General features: G+C 55.3%; 16 protein-coding genes. 8 read left to right on the top strand and 8 right to left on the bottom strand.

The genetic code is table 11. The features are described from left to right. Positions 1 to 264: 264 nt before the first annotated feature. The gene (locus tag IPI71_07220; protein ID QQR70463.1) at positions 265 to 2673 is read left to right on the top strand and encodes an AAA family ATPase; all 2409 of its coding nucleotides are present in this window, start codon (positions 265 to 267) and stop codon (positions 2671 to 2673) included. Between the two features lie 259 nt (positions 2674 to 2932). On the opposite strand, the gene IPI71_07215 is transcribed toward IPI71_07220, so the two are convergent. Further along, positions 2933 to 3199: a hypothetical protein gene (locus IPI71_07215; protein QQR70462.1), complete on the bottom strand. Its 267-nt coding sequence runs from the start codon at positions 3197 to 3199 to the stop codon at positions 2933 to 2935. A gap of 185 nt (positions 3200 to 3384) precedes the next feature. Between IPI71_07215 and IPI71_07210 the strand changes: the two genes are divergently transcribed. Further along, positions 3385 to 4581, top strand: a complete 1197-nt coding sequence (locus tag IPI71_07210; protein ID QQR71982.1) for an MFS transporter — start codon at positions 3385 to 3387, stop codon at positions 4579 to 4581. Between the two features lie 347 nt (positions 4582 to 4928). Here the strand turns inward: IPI71_07210 and IPI71_07205 are convergent, their stop codons facing one another. Both IPI71_07205 and IPI71_07200 read right to left on the bottom strand, forming a co-directional pair. Then, the gene (locus IPI71_07205) at positions 4929 to 5657 is read right to left on the bottom strand and encodes an ABC transporter permease (GenBank protein ID QQR70461.1); all 729 of its coding nucleotides are present in this window, start codon (positions 5655 to 5657) and stop codon (positions 4929 to 4931) included. Positions 5658 to 5676: 19 nt separating this feature from the next. Next, complete coding sequence (locus IPI71_07200) at positions 5677 to 6636, bottom strand: ATP-binding cassette domain-containing protein (GenBank protein ID QQR70460.1); 960 nt, start codon at positions 6634 to 6636, stop codon at positions 5677 to 5679. Between the two features lie 352 nt (positions 6637 to 6988). Here IPI71_07200 and IPI71_07195 point away from each other — a divergent pair, with 352 nt between their 5' ends. From IPI71_07195 to IPI71_07180, 4 genes are all read left to right on the top strand, one after another. Next, positions 6989 to 7219, top strand: coding sequence for a hypothetical protein (locus IPI71_07195; protein ID QQR70459.1), 231 nt, complete (start codon positions 6989 to 6991; stop codon positions 7217 to 7219). 345 nt (positions 7220 to 7564) lie between these two features. After that, positions 7565 to 8485 (top strand): carbamate kinase, encoded by a 921-nt coding sequence (arcC, locus tag IPI71_07190; protein QQR70458.1) that lies wholly within the window; start codon positions 7565 to 7567, stop codon positions 8483 to 8485. Positions 8486 to 8488: 3 nt separating this feature from the next. Continuing rightward, on the top strand, positions 8489 to 9751 hold the full coding sequence (locus tag IPI71_07185) for an arginine deiminase (GenBank protein QQR70457.1): 1263 nt from the start codon (positions 8489 to 8491) through the stop codon (positions 9749 to 9751). A 10-nt stretch (positions 9752 to 9761) separates the two neighbouring features. Beyond that, positions 9762 to 10661, top strand: a complete 900-nt coding sequence (locus IPI71_07180) for a polyphosphate kinase 2 family protein (protein ID QQR70456.1) — start codon at positions 9762 to 9764, stop codon at positions 10659 to 10661. A gap of 225 nt (positions 10662 to 10886) precedes the next feature. Here IPI71_07180 and IPI71_07175 read toward each other — a convergent pair whose 3' ends face one another. The 5 genes from IPI71_07175 to thpR all read right to left on the bottom strand — a co-directional run bounded on the left by IPI71_07175 (position 10887) and on the right by thpR (position 16328). Continuing rightward, positions 10887 to 11747 carry a DUF2099 family protein gene (locus IPI71_07175; protein ID QQR70455.1) on the bottom strand — a complete coding sequence of 287 codons (861 nt, stop codon included), beginning with the start codon at positions 11745 to 11747 and terminating at the stop codon, positions 10887 to 10889. A gap of 15 nt (positions 11748 to 11762) precedes the next feature. Next, on the bottom strand, positions 11763 to 12647 hold the full coding sequence (locus tag IPI71_07170; GenBank protein QQR70454.1) for a hypothetical protein: 885 nt from the start codon (positions 12645 to 12647) through the stop codon (positions 11763 to 11765). Positions 12648 to 12733: 86 nt separating this feature from the next. Continuing rightward, positions 12734 to 14263 carry a PKD domain-containing protein gene (locus IPI71_07165; protein ID QQR70453.1) on the bottom strand — a complete coding sequence of 510 codons (1530 nt, stop codon included), beginning with the start codon at positions 14261 to 14263 and terminating at the stop codon, positions 12734 to 12736. A 128-nt stretch (positions 14264 to 14391) separates the two neighbouring features. Beyond that, on the bottom strand, positions 14392 to 15789 hold the full coding sequence (cca, locus tag IPI71_07160; protein ID QQR70452.1) for a CCA tRNA nucleotidyltransferase: 1398 nt from the start codon (positions 15787 to 15789) through the stop codon (positions 14392 to 14394). Then, positions 15786 to 16328, bottom strand: a complete 543-nt coding sequence (gene thpR, locus IPI71_07155; protein QQR70451.1) for an RNA 2',3'-cyclic phosphodiesterase — start codon at positions 16326 to 16328, stop codon at positions 15786 to 15788. The genes cca and thpR overlap by 4 nt, the downstream gene beginning before the upstream one ends. A gap of 165 nt (positions 16329 to 16493) precedes the next feature. On the opposite strand from thpR, the gene IPI71_07150 reads away from it, so the two are divergent. Together IPI71_07150 and nrdD are read left to right on the top strand one after the other, a co-directional pair. Continuing rightward, a complete protein-coding gene (locus IPI71_07150; GenBank protein ID QQR70450.1) occupies positions 16494 to 16763 on the top strand; it encodes a glutaredoxin family protein in 270 nt (89 codons plus the stop codon). Further along, a complete protein-coding gene (gene nrdD, locus IPI71_07145) occupies positions 16763 to 18946 on the top strand; it encodes an anaerobic ribonucleoside-triphosphate reductase (GenBank protein ID QQR70449.1) in 2184 nt (727 codons plus the stop codon). Before IPI71_07150 ends, nrdD begins: the two co-directional genes overlap by 1 nt. Position 18947 lies beyond the last annotated feature (1 nt).

Below are 18947 nucleotides of genomic sequence, written 5' to 3'. Positions count from 1 at the left end.
TTATAATGTAAGCACATTATATTATTTAGATCTTGCGGTTGAGGGTCGCATTATAGAATTGGACCGATATTTGATGGAATCATGTGCCTAAAACTCGGGAGGTCAGGAAGATCGGCAGCTTTCGGATTAAATAATAAACGAAATCTTTCGGAAGCAAATGATGGTCGAAGAAGAGGGCAGTCTGGAACACGGATAAACCCGGTCGGTCCACCCATACCAAGATAAGGGGATAACAACTTACGCTCTCTCGCTGGTTGGAAAAAAATGATGAGGGAATTAACTGTTGAAGAGCTCAGGAACCGTTACGATTCCAAGCTGGTGGAATGCAAGACTACTGCAGAGTTACAACCGCTCAGCGAGATCATCGGGCAGAAGAGAGCCATCAAGGCGCTCGACTTCGGTCTGAACATCCCAGAGAAATGGTTCAACGTTTTCGTATCCGGAATCCATGGAACCGGGCGGAAAACAGCGGTGTTAAAATTTCTCGATGAACTGGCGAAGACAAAACCGAAGGGAAATGACTGGGTATATGTCAACAATTTCGGGAATCCCTACGTACCAAACGCCATCTCTCTTCCTCCCGGGAAAGGAAAAGAGTTCCAGGAGGATATGGCAATTTTCATCTCCGAGGCAAAGCGGATTATCCCAAAAATCTTCGAGAGCGAGGATTACTCGGCAAAACGAGAAGCCGTCATCCATGGGATCGAAGAAGAGAGAGCCCAGTTGTTTGCATGGATAAATGAAAGTGCGAACACAAAGGGCTTCATCGTCAAACCCGGTCCTGAGGGACTTCTGACCATCCCTGTCAAGAATGGAAAACCGCTCCAGCAGGAGGAATTTCAGGCCCTTCCTGGAGAGGAGCAGGCAGAATTTCAGGAGAAGCGACAGGAACTCCTGGCAGACTTACGAACCATGTACCGGAAGGTCCGTGACCTTGACGAGAAAGAGCAAGAGGCTGTTGATTCCTTAAACCAGGAGGTCGCCCTCAATGCCACCGGCCATCGTGTCGCGGTGCTCAAGGACAAGTACCACGGCATTGATCCCCTCCTCACTTACATCGAATCAGTCCAGAAGGATATCGTGGACAATCTGCCCCAGTTCATACCTGAATCCCCGCAGCAACATCCAGCTGGGCAGGTCCAGCAACAGTTACAGCACCCTCTCGTAAGGGAACTCGTATTCAGGAAATACGAGGTGAACGTGATTGTCGATAACTCCGGACTAATGGGAGCACCGGTTGTGTTTGAGCAGAACCCGACCTACCAGAACCTCTTTGGAAAAATTGAAAAGGAGGTCGAGTTCGGGGTGGTTACCACGGATTTTACCATGATCCGGCCTGGGGCCATTCACATGGCCAATGGAGGGTACCTGGTGATAATGGCCGAAGACCTCCTGAGGAACCAGTTCTCATGGGATGGCCTGAAAACAGCACTCAAGACAGGGAAGGTTATCATTGAAGAGCCAGGGGAGCGGATGGGGTTCATCGCCGCCAAGGGGATCAAACCCGACCCCATCCCTCTCAGTGTAAAGGTCGTGCTCATAGGAACCCCTCTGATAAACCAGATGCTGTATACCCAGGATCCGGATTTTTCAGAACTGTTCAAGGTCAAGGCCGAGTTTGACACGGTCATGGACCGCACCGAAGAGAATGCCAGACAGTACGCTTCGTTCATTTGCACCCTGTGCCGGGAATCCAACCTGAAACATCTCGACAGTCCTGCGGTCGCGCAAATCATTGAATACGGATCCCGCCTGGCCAATGATCAGCAGAAGCTTTCCACCCGGTTCTCGCTTGTTTCGGACATCATCCGGGAGGCAGGTTACTATGCCACGATGGAGCATGCAGAAAACACAACGAAAGAACATGTTGAAAAAGCAATCGAAGAGAAACTGTACCGTTCCGCATTGATCCAGGAGAAAATACAGGAATTCATCACGAGGGGATTCTTCCTCATCGATACCGAGGGAGAGAGGGTAGGACAGATCAACGGTCTCTCGGTGATGAGCGGCGGGGACATCGAGTTCGGCCGCCCGTCGCGGGTGACGGCCAGCATCGGGGTCGGCCGGAGCGGCATTATGGATATCGAGCGCGAAGCAGCTCTGGGAGGGCCGACACATACCAAAGGAGTCCTTATCCTGGCAGGCTACATGAATAACAAATATGCGCAGGACAAGCCGCTCAGTCTTTCCGCACGCCTGGTTTTCGAGCAGAGCTACGAAGGGGTGGATGGAGATAGCGCCTCGAGCACGGAGCTTTATTCAATCCTTTCTGCGCTCTCTGGACTTCCAGTCAACCAGGCAATCGCTGTCACAGGGTCGGTGAACCAGAAAGGCGATATTCAAGCCATCGGCGGGGTAAATGAAAAGATAGAAGGTTATTTCGAGGTTTGCAAGGCAAGAGGCCTGACGGGAAAGCAGGGTGTCATGATTCCGGCAAGCAACGTCCAGAACCTCATGCGCAAAGAGGAGATCCTGGAAGCGGCGAAAAATAAGAAATTTGCCATATACACCGTGAACACCATCGATGAAGGAATCGAAGTGCTAACCGGGGTGAAAGCAGGAACACGCCAGCAAGACGGGACCTTTGAGAAAGATACCGTGAATTATATGGTCAACCAGCGGCTCGAGGAAATGGCAGAAACGATCAAGGAATATCCTGCCGCTTTGAAATAAATTTCACATCACTTTTTTCATTCTGGCACCCTTTCCTGTTACCTGGATTAAATCTCATGGTAACCAGGCAACCTTGAGACAGAAATCCACATTATCCTGATGTATTCCTGGAACAAAGTGACCTGTCAATTCCCGAGTTAAAACGTATGCTGGGTATGTGTTCGGTCACTGCAGCGAGTACCGGGGCAATTATCGGGGCTGGTGCATTTGTCCCCTGGTTGGTGCGGCGGCAGAGGTTGCCGGACCGGCTGTCAACGCTCTAACTGTCAACGAATTTGATGAGCACGAAACATGGAGATCCTGGGGGAAATCCAGTGAATCCCCGGTCTTCATTGAAAATCCGAGAGGAATGATCTAAGTTGCACTGCTCCCGGATCACCCTGTCCGATGTGGCGGCGGTGACATTGGTGAACGAATGATATTCCAGGGGGGATAACCAGGCCATCTCCGGACTGACCAGGAGATTCACCTCGCCGTACACCGGGTTCACCCGGATAATCGGGCAGGAACCGGTTATCGGTTTCACGGGCCTCGAGAAAATAAGATATATACGGGCTCAGTTGGCCGTGAAACCTTGGCTTCCGGAGTCGCCCTTCAATTATCCTGGTATTACCATTCCAAACGTTCCGGATACATGTGGCTCTCACACGGGTGTTCATGGGCAAAGTATTGAAACAGGCAAAATGCAACCAGCTATTCTGTAATCAAACCATGGTCTCCCTAGCCCTGCTCAGGCGGAATGCGGCTCTCCAGTTAATCATCCTCATGGGGGTAGTCAGCCTCCTTGGTGACATCGTCTATGAAGGCGGCAGGAGCGTGACCGGTCCGTTCCTTCTCTCCCTTGGCGCCTCGGCGTTTATGGTAGCCCTTGTCTCGGGGGTTGGGGAATTCCTGGGGTATACGTCACGGATCGTATCCGGATTTTTCTCCGACCGGGCCCGATCATATTGGGCATTTGTCACCACCGGCTACCTCATGATCGGGGCAATACCGCTCCTTGTTTTTGCCAACTCATGGGAAGTCGCAGCCCTGCTCCTTGTCCTCGAGCGATTGGGAAAAGGCATCCGTTCTCCTGCGAAAGATACGATCCTCTCGTATGCCGCACATAACATCGGCCGGGGCTGGGGATTCGGTATCCACGAAGCAATGGACCAGATCGGCGCGGTGGCAGGACCTCTTATCTTTGCCGCATCGATCGCGGTATATGGAGGATATAAAACCGGTTTTGCCCTCCTCGTGGTTCCCTTTCTACTGCTCGTTGCAACCCTTGCTATCGCATTCCGGAAGGTTCCTGACCCAGAATCGTTTGAAGGGTCTTCTTCTCGAATGGTAATCAAGGAACAGCACCGTATACCCCGTCTCCTGCTCCCCTACGGGACGTTCACGGCTTTCACAATGGCAGGGTTTGCGGTCTTCCCACTGATTGCATTCCATTACAAGGCGGCATCGATTGTCCCGGAGGCGCAAATCCCGGTTTTCTATGCGATCGCGATGGCTGCAGATGCCCTTTTTGCCCTTCTTATCGGCAGGTTCTATGACCGGCGAGGCATGGGGGGTCTTCTTGTGATCCCGCTCGCGAATATCTTCGTGGTGTTGCTTGCATTTTCCAGCAGTTATTCTCTCGCCCTTGCGGGAGCGGTACTATGGGGCATATCGATGGGGGGGCAGGAGACGATCCTGCGGGCTGCCCTTGCAGATCTCACCTCAGTAAAGAGACGGGGAACGGTATACGGGATCTTCAATACCCTGTATGGCGCGGCATGGTTCACCGGTAGCCTGGTGCTCGGATGGCTCTATGAAATGGATATCCGTATCCTCGTTGGGTATTCAGTCCTCATGCAGGTTACAGCCCTGGGGGCATTTGTCTGGCTCACAAATACCCTCAAGCATGAGACGGAGACCCATTGACAGCGGTCTACGAATACCCCCTGGCATCGGATTCATCTTCTCTGACTCGAAGAGAGCCACTTCGATCCCTATCGGTCAGGTATGTGGCAGGCAGCGGTACCGGTACCTGATGAGCTGGACCGGACCTTCCATTCCATCCCAATGAAAGATCTGTAAAACTTCGCAGGGTGCAGGAATTCGTCTTCCATTCCATGATCCGGGAGCGGTCTTACCATTTGAAACGGAACCTTCTGGCAACGGTGCAGTTGGGGTTTCCCATTCCCATCTTTATCAATACCGAACTCTCCGGCCGGAATAAGGAGTCATGAATCGAATATTATAAATCACCGGCACGGAAAATTTGCGATTCACTCGTTAAACTTCGTGAACAACCAGTGGGCTATAACCTGGAATAGAATGAAAAAGAAAATAAGTATGGCTATATTAAAAAAAGGGTTGAAATAGGTGGGATGCCCGTACGATCCCTGGATGAGGTCGTTTCCATACGTGAGCGGTGAGAGGTATGAGATCGCCTTTCCAACCGGTGGCATGGTGTCAAGTGGGATGAATGTCCCGGAAACAAAGATGAGGGGGAGACGGACCAGGTTCAGCATCGACATGATATCACCGGGGTTTTCAGTCGGATAAGCAGCGAAAAGGGTGCCCAACGTCGAAAAACATAACGCAGTCAGGAGCATTCCCGCGATGAGATGTAAAGGGAAGGGGATTCCTGTACCAAACGCAAAGATTCCAATGAGAAGGGGGGCGAGCGCTATCCCGATGCTGTACATGAACCCCGAGAGGCTCTCCCCAAACACGATTGCATGGAGAGAAACCGGTGCTGATATGAGCCGCTCAAAGGTCTTTGTCCGCCGTTCTATTGGAATTGACACCGGTTCAATGGTCGACGAGGAGAAGAGCAGGGTAATTGAGATCAGTCCCGGGATGAGAGTACCCAGGGGAACGTTTTTCCCTGATGCGAATGCCAGGAACATAAAAAGGGGAAAGAGCAGGCCGGAAACTATGATGCTGGGCCTGAGGTAATAGATAAACATGTCCTTTTTTGCAATCGCCCATGAGGCCCTTACCTCTGCCATCACCTGACTTCCGTCCGGGTCATCGATCACCGCTGTCCCCTCCCCTGCCCTGTGCTGCCAGGCCGGTCAGGTGTATGAATACATCCTCAAGAGTCGGCCCCCTGGTGGTCGCACTCACTATCCGGTTGCGATGGACCCGGGCATATTCCATAATTTCCTCGAGGAGAGTCGTCGGGTCATCGGTGTAGATCCTGACCTTGTCCCCTTCCTTTCGTATCTCGTTCACCGTGGGTAGGTTGGGGAGATCGGGAAGAACCGCGGTAATTCCTTTCTCGAAGGCGACCTCGACAGATTGAACACTCTGAATGGTCTTTTTCAATCGCTCCGGAGAATCAATGGCCGCAATACGGCCTTTGTTGATGATGGCAACACGGTCGCAGGTGACATTTGCCTCTTCGATGTTATGGGTGGTGAGAAAGACGGTCACTCCCCGGCTGGTAAGGTCGTGAAGTACGTCGCGTATAATCAGGTTGCTCTGCACATCGAGACCGGAAGTTGGTTCGTCGAGAAAGAGGAGCTTTGGATCATTGATGAGTCCCATCGCCAGGGTGAGCCGTCGTTTCATTCCCTTTGAAAATCCATGAACCCGACCTGCCCTCCTCTCCCATAACCCGAAGATCTCAAGAAGTTCCTTCCCCCTCTTCTCCCGTTCCTGCTTTCCTACGTTGTAGAGTTCTCCGGCAAACATTATGTTCTGCCACGCAGTCAGATCATCATAGACATTCGAGGTCTCGTAAACAATACCCATCTGCCGGCGTGCCCTGATGGTATCACTGACAATATCGAGTCCGAAGATACTGGCAGATCCTCCGGTGGGAGCCGTTATCCCGGTAAGGATGCGGATAGTGGTGGTCTTCCCGGCGCCGTTCGGACCAAGGTACCCAAAGACCTCTCCAGGACGCACGGTAAAACTCACGTTATCGACCGCTACGAGATCAGAAAACCTTTTTGTCAGATTCTTTACCGAAATGGCATCCATGACAGGGACCTGGGGATTCCGATCCGTAGTATTGGGATGAAAAGATGATAATCGTTTTTCACGCAATCATCGAGGTATGCTTCACCGTGATTAAACCCAGTCGAACCATCACAGCCCGGCAAAGGATTGACAGTCATTCTCATTGTATGTCTCCTGGGGATCATGCCTGTCCTGGTCCGGATGACAATCCCTGAAACAAGCACCTATACCTCGATTAGCACGGCATCGGCACTTGTCCAGGCTGCTTCGGCCGCTGCAGGACTCCAGATCTGTTCATACGGCGCGGTGAATCCTGCCGTCCCCGGGGGCACAGGATGCTGTCCTCTGCCAGCTCTCTCCGGTGTGCAACGATATGGACCCTGCAACAGCGGCCCAGATCCTTGTTATCGGGTTTACCAGCACTGATGCCCGCGATGCAGCAATTGCAAGGGCCCGGAACACCCAAAGGAACTGGCAGACAATTAATACCGAGGCCTGCATCAGCGGCTACAATATCATGTTGGCCCAGGGCGCACCGGCAAACCAGGCTGTCCGGGAGATAGGAGTTTCGCTCATCGAACATGGCGCGGTCCGTATTATCTGAATAAGATCTTCCGGCATCCTGCAAGGGATCCTTTTTCACCGGCACATCACGAATAAGGACCAGTTCTGCCACACCTCTCAGGACGCACACCCGCTGATCGTCAAAGGCCATACACCGCAATCATCTGCCAGAACCTCTCCATCTTGCCCATTCGTTTAAATAGCACGTTTCATACTGATTGATCATGAGAACCACGTATCCGAAAGTCCTTGCCTGTACATTCCGCCCGATGGATAACTTACCTCGAACAGTACATCCTTCCTCTACAGGGTTCCACCCAGCCGGGAAGAGGGTGCATCCCAAGGTGGCAACGGTAGTAACGACGCTTGCGGAGTGACAGGTACAATGCGGATAGTAGTGGCCCTTGGAGGAAATGCCCTCCTGAAACGGGGGGAGCCCATGACCGCTGAGCGGCAGCGGGAGAATGTTCAGTCTGCTGCTCTCGCCCTGGCCCCCCTGGCAGCAGACCATGAGCTTGTCCTCTCGCATGGCAACGGGCCGCAGGTCGGTCTCCTTGCCCTGCAGGCTGCCTGTTACTCGGAGGTAGAACCATACCCCCTTGATGTGCTCGATGCTCAGACCGAAGGAATGATCGGATACCTGATCGAACAGGAACTGGGAAACCTTCTCCCCTTTGAAGTCCCATTGGCCACGCTCCTGACAATGGTCGAGGTGGACCCCGCAGATCCTGCACTCAGGCATCCATCCAAGTTCGTCGGCCCGGGGTATTCAAGGATCGATGCCGACAGCATGGCCCGCGAGAAGGGATGGACCTTCAGGCAGGATGGAGATGCATGGCGCAGAGTGGTACCCTCTCCGCGTCCACAGCGAATCTTCGAGACACGGCCAATCCGGTGGCTGCTTGAAAAGGGGAGTGTTGTCATCTGTGCCGGTGGAGGGGGAATCCCGGTGATGTACCTCCCAGGCAGGGAACGGGTTCTCGGAGGAGTGGAAGCGGTCATCGACAAAGATCTTGCAAGTGCCCTTCTTGCAAAGGATGTCGGTGCCGATGTCCTCGTATTGGCTACCGATGTAAATGGAGTCTATCTCGACTGGAATACCCCCTCGGCCCGGTTGATTCGCGATACAACTCCGGCCGAACTGAAGAACCGTTCCTTTGCGCCTGGTTCGATGGGGCCAAAGGTGGAAGCTGCCTGCCAGTTTGTGGAGGAGGCCGGAAAGCGGGCAGCAATCGGAGCACTGGGGGATATCCTGGCACTCGTTGCCGGGGATGCAGGAACCCAGGTTCGTTCAGAACGGGCATGAGAAATGACTGATTATGGAGCATTTTCGGAAGTGGGCCGGCTTCGAAAGGTAATGGTCCACCGGCCCGATCTCAGCCTGCGGAGGCTTACTCCGGGCAACCATGACGACTTCCTGTTTGACGATGTCCTGTGGGTCGACCGTGCAATTGAAGAGCACGATGCCTTTGTCCGGCTCATGAAGGACGAAGGGGTGAAGGTCTATTACCTGCAGGAACTGCTTGCCGAAGCACTGTCATCGGACCTGGAGGTGCGCAAAGGTTTGTTATCACGGGTCGTGAACGAGATGACGGTTGGGATTTCAGCAGTTGATGCGGTCAGGATCTGCCTGATGGACATGGAACCTGCTCTCCTTGCAAGTCACCTCATCGGGGGGCTTACCGTCCGAGAGCTCGAGTGCATCTACATGGAGGGGCTTTCCCGGTTCTCGCTCACCGCGGCGGCTGCCGGTCCGGATACGTTCATCCTCCCGCCGCTGCCCAATACCATTTTTACCCGTGACTCTTCCAGCTGGATCTACAGCGGGGTCACCCTCAACCCGATGTTCTGGCCGGTGCGGAGACTCGAAGTGTTGAACGTCGCTGCCATTTACCGTGGCCATCCGATGTTCCGGGATGGGGTCTTCGAGTACTGGTACCCCCCGGCCGGGGACTACAGAAAATACGATATCGAAAATTTCGGCTTGTCATCGCTGGAAGGGGGAGATGTCATGCCCATCGGAAACGGTACCGTCCTGATCGGCATGAGCGAACGGACCCAGGCCCGCATGATCGAACAGGTGGCGCGAGGGCTCTTTGCGAAGAACGCGGCCGACCGGATAATCGTTGCGCAGATGAGCCAGCACCGGGCCCACATGCACCTTGATACCGTGTTTACCATGCTTGATGTAGATACCGTCACCGTGTTCCCGAAGGTAGTGGGCGAGCTGCAGGCCTACAGTATCAGGCCGGGGGATGAACGCGCTCTCTTCAACGTGAAGAAAGAAGAGAGTTTCATTGCTGCAGTCACCGATGCACTCGGAGTTGACAGGCTTGAGGTAATCCCTACCGGAGGCGATGAGTACCAGGCTGCACGGGAGCAGTGGGATGACGGTAACAATGTGGTCGCGCTGCGTCCGGGCGTTGTCATTGCGTATAACCGGAACACCTGCACCAACCGGAATTTCAGGAATGCTGGAATCGAGGTACTTGAAATCGAGGGATCGGAGCTCGGGCGCGGGCGTGGTGGCGGGCATTGCATGACCTGCCCGCTGCTCCGCGATCCGGCCTAGGGTAATGGAAATGATTCCGGAGAAATACATCAACAAGTGCCGGGTCATCCCCGGAAAAAAAGTGGACCTGAACCGATTCGGTACGGGGTGGTCCCAGGATGAAGAGCTCAAGTCAGCTGGCAAAGAAGTGGTGAAGGAACGGGCGCTGGAAATTCTTGAAAAGAACCGCAGGGAGCTCGATTCCGCCCAGGAACTCCTCTGGGCAAGTAATAGCTACTCGGTGCTCATCATCCTCCAGGGTATGGACACCTCTGGCAAGGACGGGATAATCAGGCACGTGATGTCGGGTGTGAATCCCCAGGGGTGCCGGGTGACCAGCTTCAAAGCCCCGAGTGATGAGGAGCTCGACCACGATTTCCTCTGGCGATACTGGAGGCACCTGCCGGCCCGTGGCGAAATCGGGGTATTCAACCGGTCCTATTATGAAGAGGTCCTGGTGGTGAAAGTCCACCCGGATCTCATCGAAAGGCAACGGATTCCCGGGAATAAACCGGACAGAAAGTTCTGGAGAGCGCGGTACGAGGATATCAACGCGTACGAGCGTCACCTGACCCAGAACGGCACACGGGTCCTGAAATTCTATCTGCACATCTCGAAAGGCGAGCAGAAGGAGCGGCTGATCGACCGCATGAAAAATGATGAGAAATTATGGAAGCTAACGGTCTCGGACATAAAAGAGCGCTTGTACTGGGATGAATATATCAAAGCATACGAGGATATGCTGCATGCCACGAGCACCGATTGGGCTCCGTGGTACGTGATTCCCGCTGATCACAAGTGGGTGGCCAGAACTCTCATCGCGGATATCATCTCGACCGCCATCCAGTCCCTTGATCTCCGGTATCCGAAGGTTACGGAAGAGCAGCGGGCAGCAATCAGGGATGCCCGGAAGTGGCTTGAACAGGAATAGTCCGGGAAAACCACGCTCCCGCGTGTAACCAGGCCTTCCAATCCGCTCCACTCCGGAGATCCAGACGGTCCTCACCACCTTTTCTGCTCCATGAGTGAACGCTGGGCTTCCCATGAGTCATGCCAGAACCCCGTGACATCTTCACAAATACTGGAGCATCCTCATCCATTAGGGACTGCATTCTTTCAAATGAGGATTGTCCAGTCGCTCCAGAAGGCAGGCAGCCTACACCAGCGGACCTGGCAGCGTATCACCGGTAAAGGGAAGTCTCGCCCCTGTCACCAGGAACTGGCCGCCGGCCTCCCCGACCTTTTCGAGGATGAGTCTCTTTGCCTCGGGTGTCATGGCAAATACCGGGATTGATGAACCGGCCTGGATGAGTGCCCGGGGACCGGCCACTTCGCGGACTGCCCGGGATGCACAGGCGGTAACGATATCGCAGGTTCCAGCGTACGAGGCCGCATCTTCGGTGGAAATTCCCGTGGTATGCACGGCGATGATGAATGCGTTGGGACAGATGTCCCGTACTTCCCGGGCATCGCTTGGAAGGACTACGGTAACGGCAATCTTTTCATAACCGGATGCGCAGGCAACCCGGACTCCGCCGGGTTGATCGAGGGCAGCGGTATCCCGGAAGGGGATGATACCACCGTTGAGTTCAATCGATGCGATCACGCCTGGTATGGGGCTGGTTCGCACCAGCCCGGACATCCTACCCCCAATCCCCTGGACCAGTTCCGGGGTGGAAGCGATGACCGTTCCTGCCCCTTCGCAGGCGATAACCGCGGCATCAAAGCGGTGGGAGGAAAGCCCATAGCTGATCAGCTCGGAGGCCCCGAACCCAACGTATTCACCCGATGAGAGCACCTGCCGCTCGGCCGAGCACATCCCGAAGGACCGGATCCGGTGTTCGATGTTCTCTTTCACCGCTTCGGGAGTAATAGGGTGGACCGGGCGGGCGAACCTCCGGGCAAGCGGGCATTCGCGGATAATGGGAGGGCCAACTTCCAACACCACGCCATCGCGGACCACGATCCTGCACCGCCCGATGGCCTCGATCACATGGATATCAGGGTCGCCAGTCATCTCCGATCCTGTTGTTCACCGTTTCCGGAAGAAGGCAGCGATCCAGGCCGCGGCACAAAGCGACGTCACGACGATGGCCGCCCATGCCGGGGATTTGGTCGGCGTGGGGGTTGGCACCGTGCTCGGAATGGTTGTCGGGGCGGTAGTCGGCAATGTGGTCACCACCGTAGTCGGGGTGATCGGGACGTAGGTATACAGGACGATGTTGTCGATGTATCCCTCCGCGGTGTTACCGACCAGGTAGTCTCCCTTGGTGGTAATTGCCAGCCGGTTCAGGTAGTGGAGTTCGGTTCCGATCGGAACAAAATATCCCCACAGGAGTTCTCCGGTATCCTTGTTCGTGACCTCGATGTCTGCCTGGGTCAGTTCTTCGTTATAGCGGATGGCTACCCGGTAGGTGATGTTCTCTTCATACTGCTTGGTCACGCAATTCGGCTGATTGCCACAGTAGGAATTGTGTTGGCTCGTCTTTTCGTGGAGATGGTTATTCTGGTCGATGACCCGGATTGCCATGATCCTGCCGTATTGCCCATAGGAAAAGACTCCGAACACGTTCGCGCCCTTCGAGAGATCCATATCCGCACTGGTCATCCCGAACCGCACAGCACCATTTTTACTGATGGAACATATAAGCAGATCATATTCGAGCGTGAATGAACCATGCTGGTATCCCACGGGGACGAAGCTGTAACCATTCGTCCCTCCCTCGGTCTGGAAGTGGTAAGCTTCCTTCTGGACATCCCAATAGTAGTGGGAGGGGTTATTCGTTATCCAGCCGGGATCGGTGGAAAAATCGGTCTCGTAAATGGTAACCCTTACATCCGCCGCCACTGATGGCTGCAGGAGGAGAAGGAGAGAGAAAATCCCCATGAAAAAGCAGAAAGCCACTCTCTTCTGCATGGCAAAACCCCGTAAAACGATACAGCTATGCAGGAGGTGGGATAAAGTCTTTCCCTTCTGGCTTCAGGCGGAAAAAACAAGAGGGTTTACCCTGCCCTGAAAGATTCAGCGCCCCCCCGGAAGGTGAGATCCTGGATTTTTTTGGACAGGTACATCTTCCCATCAGGACCAGGTCCGAGGTTGGAGATTGTAATCGATCCCGGTCCGGAAGTGGCTTTTTTCTCTCCATCGACAAACAGGACGCTTGCCGTATCGCGGGGTGGAACGATGATGGTCAGGGTAGACTTGAGTGCGGCGAACTCAGGCACCGAGATCCTGGATACGATACCGTTCCGGACCAGATCACCGTTCACGAACATCCTGACCCCGGAAAAGGAGAACGCCGTTATGCCGGCTTCGTTGACATCGACCGTCCCGATGCTGACATCGCCCGGAAAGAGCTGGACAAGGTCGCCTTCCCCGAACTGGTAATCACTGCCAGCAATCCTAATCCATGCCCCAGGACCGGTCACCACGAATTCCAGGTATGGATCGGGAAGGAGCGAACCATACTGGCTCCTCGAGAGAAAGACCTCATTTCTCTCGGTTGTGACAACCCTGATGAACGATGTCTGGATCCTGGTATTCGATCCATGGCTGTTGGTGGCGGTCAGGGACACGGAATACTCTCCGGGCTCCAGATAGAGGTGAGCAGGGTTTTTCTCCATGGATCCGGTCCCATCACCGAAGTTCCATAGCCAGCTGTCCGGTGAACCGGTCGAGAGATCGCTGAACTGGACCCGGAGAGGCGAGGGCCCCTCGCGGGGGGTGCTGGTAAACTGGGCAGAGGGAAGCAGTCCGGCAGTTATAAACGCGGGTTCGGTCCTGCTGTTGCTTCCATAGGGATTGGTGACCGTCAGGGTGACCGTGTATTCTCCCGGCGTGCTGTAGGTGTGCATTGTCTCCCGTTCTACCGAGGTACCGCCATCACCAAAGTTCCAGAGCCACGAGGAAGGCGACCCGGTCGAGAGGTCGGTGAACCGGACCGTGAGGGGAACCTCGCCTAAACGCCGGTCCGCCTGGAATGTTGCGACCGGAGGGCGGGGGACTGGTTCTCCGGGCAGGGCCGTATCTGGAGCAGCGGGAAGGGTGACAGTTGGGGTCGCCGTTGTCGGCACCGTTGTGATTGGTGTCGCGGGTGCAGGTGGTTCTTCCGGGGCGGGGGTCACCGGCACGGTCAATGGCGCGAGGTTTGTTGAATAGATTGTCGCAACCGTATCCCGGGACACGTATTGCACTTCGACGGTTTCCGGGTCTCCTCCACCGATGTGTTCCATGCGTATTGTCTCTCCCGTGGTCCAGGGCCAGTCCTGACCGTGCAGGAAGGTGACGGACCGGATGGGAACCTCAATGCCGTTGATCAGGATGCGGGTTGCCCGTTCCTGCAGGGGGTCCCCGCCATCGTGGTAGAGATACACGGTGGTCCCGGAACGCTCCGCATTAGCCCGAAACGACGGCATCGTGTCTGGCACCGGCGGGAAGACCAAAAAAACGACTACGATTACCACAACGATGATGATCACCACAAGTATCAGGGCAAGGAGAATATTTCGTGCTAGAGCTGTCTCGTTCTCCATCATATCACCTGCGGGAGCCCTGCAGCTTTTCCGGGAACGACCGGGAAAGGCATGAAATCCCTATTATGTTTGAGATCATCCTGAGTTTATATCAAGCTATTCCCCATTCGTCTGGTACCATGCGAGTGCTACTCACCTGTTCTGCCTGATTCATGCGAAAGATCCAGGATTCTCGTCAGGGGAGATTTCCGGGAAAGGAACCGGGAGATGAACGGGGCGAATTCCGGGGACCAGCAGGCAGTACCGGAATGAACGTCCCAGCGGGTGCTCATGGACTGCCGGACATGCTTTCCCAGTCCTACATCAAGCACATCGGGTGACCCGAGCAGGTCTTCGACATGGATATACTTCCGCGGTATCTCCACAATGTAGCGCCCGTTCTCAATGAACGGTCCAGCAAAGAGCCCCCCTTGATCGCAGGCCCGGTACTTCCCGGCAAATCGGCTGGCATTTACACGGTTCCAGAGCGGGGGACCGATATGCCTGCGCACCCGGGGAGTCTGGGTGTTCATCAGTTCAAAAAGGAGCATGCTCCGCTCCTCGAGCATCTCGCAATCTGCTGCATTGACCAAGAACCCGTTCCGCTCCAGTAGCGCACACAGGGAATCCAGGCTCCTCCGCAGCTGTGGGACGATAACCTCCGGGATGAAGGGGGGGGTCGCAAATGTTATCGCGACCAGGCCGGTTCCCTTGGCACGGATGACTGACCCCAGGTCGGCGCGTGAGAGCACGTCCGGTGGCGGGGCAAAGAAAAATGTTTCATCCGGTTTCTCGCGGTAACCCCGGGCAAGCTCCACAAACTCGTACATCCGGTCAAGCGACACTGATGCTGCGACATTCCTGGCAGGATCAACAGGGTCGACAACGACCAGGGGCTCCTGGAACTCCTTGGCCCGGTGCCTGCCCGGGTCGATCAGGGTACCGGGCTTCCATTCTGCCGCTGCAGTAAGAAGTGTGGGGAATCCGCCATAGGAAAGGATGAGCAGTTCGCAGAGGTATCCAGAGAATCCCTCGGTCATCTGGTCCGAACCGTATACCTCGCCCGCCTTGGCAAACTGCTTGAGCAGGAGGACGTCATCGGTAAAAGGCCCTATCCGCTCCTCGATGTACCGGGTGTGGAACGGTGTCCGATCCACCGCTGAGCGGATTGCCGCGGCTGATTCCACCCGGTAGCAGGGGACCAAATCCACATCGAGGCCATCCACTCGGGCATTGATATATGGGTGTTCGGCGTATTTCTCGTGGTATGGAGCGTTCAGTCGTTCTGCAATGGTCCGCGCAAGGGAAAGACCCTCGCGCTCAAGATCTTCTCGGGAAAGGTCAGGCTCAAAGAGGAGAAAGAGGTCGAGATCGCGGTCTCCCCGGATGAACGTCCCCCGGGCTACCGACCCCACGATGAGCGGTTCGGCCCTGCCAATCTCGGAGGCTATCGCGATGAGCCGCGCTGCCACTCCATGGACATGCTCCTGCTCCTGGGCAGTGGGCCTGATCCGTGAAAGGACCGACTCCTCGAGGGGGGTTCTCATATGCAGGGAACCTCCAGCAGTGTCTCGTATATGGGCCCCTGGGGAGTGAGGGTGCTCTTCTTGAGTTGCCATGACCGGACCGTGAAGGATCCGTAATCTTCCGGGGGAATATCCCGTAACCGTGCTGTCAGGGACGGGTCATACTGCTTTACGCGGGCGATGGTTGCATGGGCCCTGAATGGCCGGCCTTCCCGGGGGATACCAAGGGGTTCGAGGACTGTTTCGATCCGGTCATGGAGAGCAGCCGACCTGCCGCCATCGTCCATGGTACACCAGATAACCCGTGGCTGCCGGGGATTATTGCTCCCGATCCCGGTGATAATCAGGTCGAAGGGCTCGAACCTGACCGTCTTGAGCGCACGCATTATCCGTTCCACGCGTTCAGGAGGAGCCTCCCCGATGAACTTGAGGGTCATGTGGATGATTGCCGGATCGACAACAGAAAGGCGCGCCCTGCTCTGTTTCAGGATCTCCTGGGGTTTTTTCAGCCGTTCACGAATTTCCGGAGGGAGATCTACAGCCACAAACAGGCGGACCATGTCCTTTCCTCCCCAGTGTTTCCCGCACCGTCTACCGGGACCGAAATCATGTGCATGAAGTAGAGCAAAAAATTACCCTTTTTTATGTATAATCATGCACGATAGACAAATATTTTTTCACCAAAAACAAGTAATGGGTTGAGAAAGAACTACGGGGGGAAAAAATTGGCAGAAAGACCGAAGCTGATTGTTTATTCGCTTGAATACTGTCCCAACTGCGAGGAACTGAAGGAATATCTTACCAGGAATCAGATATCCTACCAGGAGAGAGATATGTCCAGCGCCGCCGCCCTTACCGAGCTGAGGATTAACGGTATTTTTGTACAAGAAGCCCCGGTGCTCCAGTCGGGTTCCGCATTTCTCGTGCCGCGGGATCTCTTTTCTGCCGGCACTCTCAACGAAGACCGGGTTTTACAGCTGATTGAGGGTTCCTGATGGCAGAGAAACAGACCCGGCAGACCACGCTATCCGGCCTTTACATCCCCCAGATGCCATCTGTCAGGACCAGTGACGGGCATATCATCGAATACGATCGAAAACGGATCATTAACCAGATCATCGAGGAGACCCGGTTGGTCGAGACCTTTTACGGATACGAGAGCGCCAGCGAAGAAACCGCCATCGAGGTCGCCCGGATGGTCGAGCAGCGGATCCGGTCGCTTGGACTTAAGGCACTCTCCGGCCCTCTCATCCGCGAGATCGTGAACATGACCCTGTTAGAGAAGGGCATGGTTCAGTACCGCAACGTCTGTACACGGGTGGGCACCCCGGTCTTTGACGCCCACCTGATCGATGTGGGGAGGGGGTTTGAGGCGCGGGACAATGCAAACCTGCAGGAGAATGCCGAGACATCGCACAAGAAGAAAGCCGACAAGATCAGCAAGGAACAGTACCTCCTCCAGCTCCCACCGCATCTTGCCGATCACCATCTCTCCGGTGATATCCATATCCATGACCTTGAATACTTCGGCACGCGGCCCTTCTGCCAGGACTGGGATCTCCGTTACTTCTTCTATTATGGCCTGATGCCCGATGGGAACGGCACCAAGGCATCGGTCGCCGGACCGGCAAAGCGGGCAGAGGTTGCGGTCCTGCACGCGGTAAAGGCGCTGGGAAGTGCCCAGACCAACTTTGCCGGTGGCCAGGGCTACTACAATTTCCTGACCTTTCTTGCACCGTTTTTCGAGGGTATGCGCTACGAAGAGATCAAGCAGCTCATGCAGATGTTTGTCTACGAGATGACCCAGATGATGGTGGCCCGCGGTGGACAGTTGGTCTTTTCTTCGGTCCAGCTCAGTCCCGGCGTGCCGAACCTCTGGAAGGACAAGCCCTGCGTCTTCAAGGGAAAGGTCTGGGATGGCAGGCAGGCTCCTGCACGATGCTATGGTGAGTTCGAAGGCGAGGTGCGGCTGCTCTTCAAGGCGCTGATGGAGGTGATGCTTGAGGGTGACAATTGGGGCAAACCCTTCAGCTTCCCCAAACCGGAGATCAGCATCGAGCCCGATTTCATGACCGAGGATGAAGAGTTCAACCGTGCACACCCCGACCTCCCGACCTACCATGACCTCTACCTCCTCACCTTCGAGCTGGCCTCAAAATTCGGCACCCCGTACTATGACAACCAGATGCCGGATTACCGCGGGGCGGGGAAGGGGATCTCCTGCTACCAGTGCTGTGCCTATCAGTTCTCCGCAATAGCTGATGAGGATGGCGAATTCGAGGACAAGCTTCTTTTCACCGATGCAAAACATTTCTCGATGGGGTCCTGGCAGGTGGTCTCCCTGAACTGTCCCCGCGCCGGCTACCGTGCTGAAGGCGATGATGAGCGCCTCTTCTCCGAGCTCCGGGCCCTGATGGATGTCTGCGTGGAAGTCTTCAAGATCAAGCGACGCTGGCTCGAGATCATCCGGACCAACGGCCGCATGCCGTTTGCAATGCAACGGCCCAAGGATCCCCATACCGGTGAACGGGGCACGGTTGCCGTTGATCTGGACGGGCTCGTATACACCATCGGGGTTGTCGGGGTGAACGAGATGGTGCAACACCATACCGGCAGCCAGCTGCACGAGTCACGGGAAGCATTCATCCTTGCAGTCAGGGCAATGACGGAGATGGAGCTCTATGCCGAGGAACTCTCGGCACGGAATGGGATGACCATCGCGCTTGCCCGCACCCCGGCCGAGACTACCGGGCAGCGGTTCGCGGTTGCTGACCTGCTTACCATGGAGTACCGCGAACAGGCCGGTAAGGTGGTGAAAGGCGACCTTCTGCAGGGACTCGAGATGCTCGGGACCACACGTGATCTTCCCGTCTACTATACCAACGGGACCCACGTGGCGCCAGGCGCGAACATCCCCCTTGGAAAACGGATGGAGATCGAGCATGTCTTCTTCCCGATCGTTGACGGCGGCAACATATTCCATATCTGGCTGGGGGAGCAGCGGCCCGATCCCCGTGGCCTGATGGAGATGGCCATGAAACTGTGCCGGACCACCCAGATCGGCTACTTTGCTTTCACCCGTGACCTCACCGTCTCGCTCCGCCAGTTCCGCGAGTATCGTCCGGATAAAAAAGAGCTTTCTGGGTGGGTTGCCGGAGACACCCTGATCAGGGCCTGAT

Origin of the sequence: Methanolinea sp., from assembly GCA_016699325.1 — an archaeon.
GTDB lineage: Archaea > Halobacteriota > Methanomicrobia > Methanomicrobiales > Methanospirillaceae > UBA9949.
The sequence above is the reverse complement of the archived record's forward strand: the minus strand, read 5'-3'. Positions and strand labels throughout refer to the sequence as shown.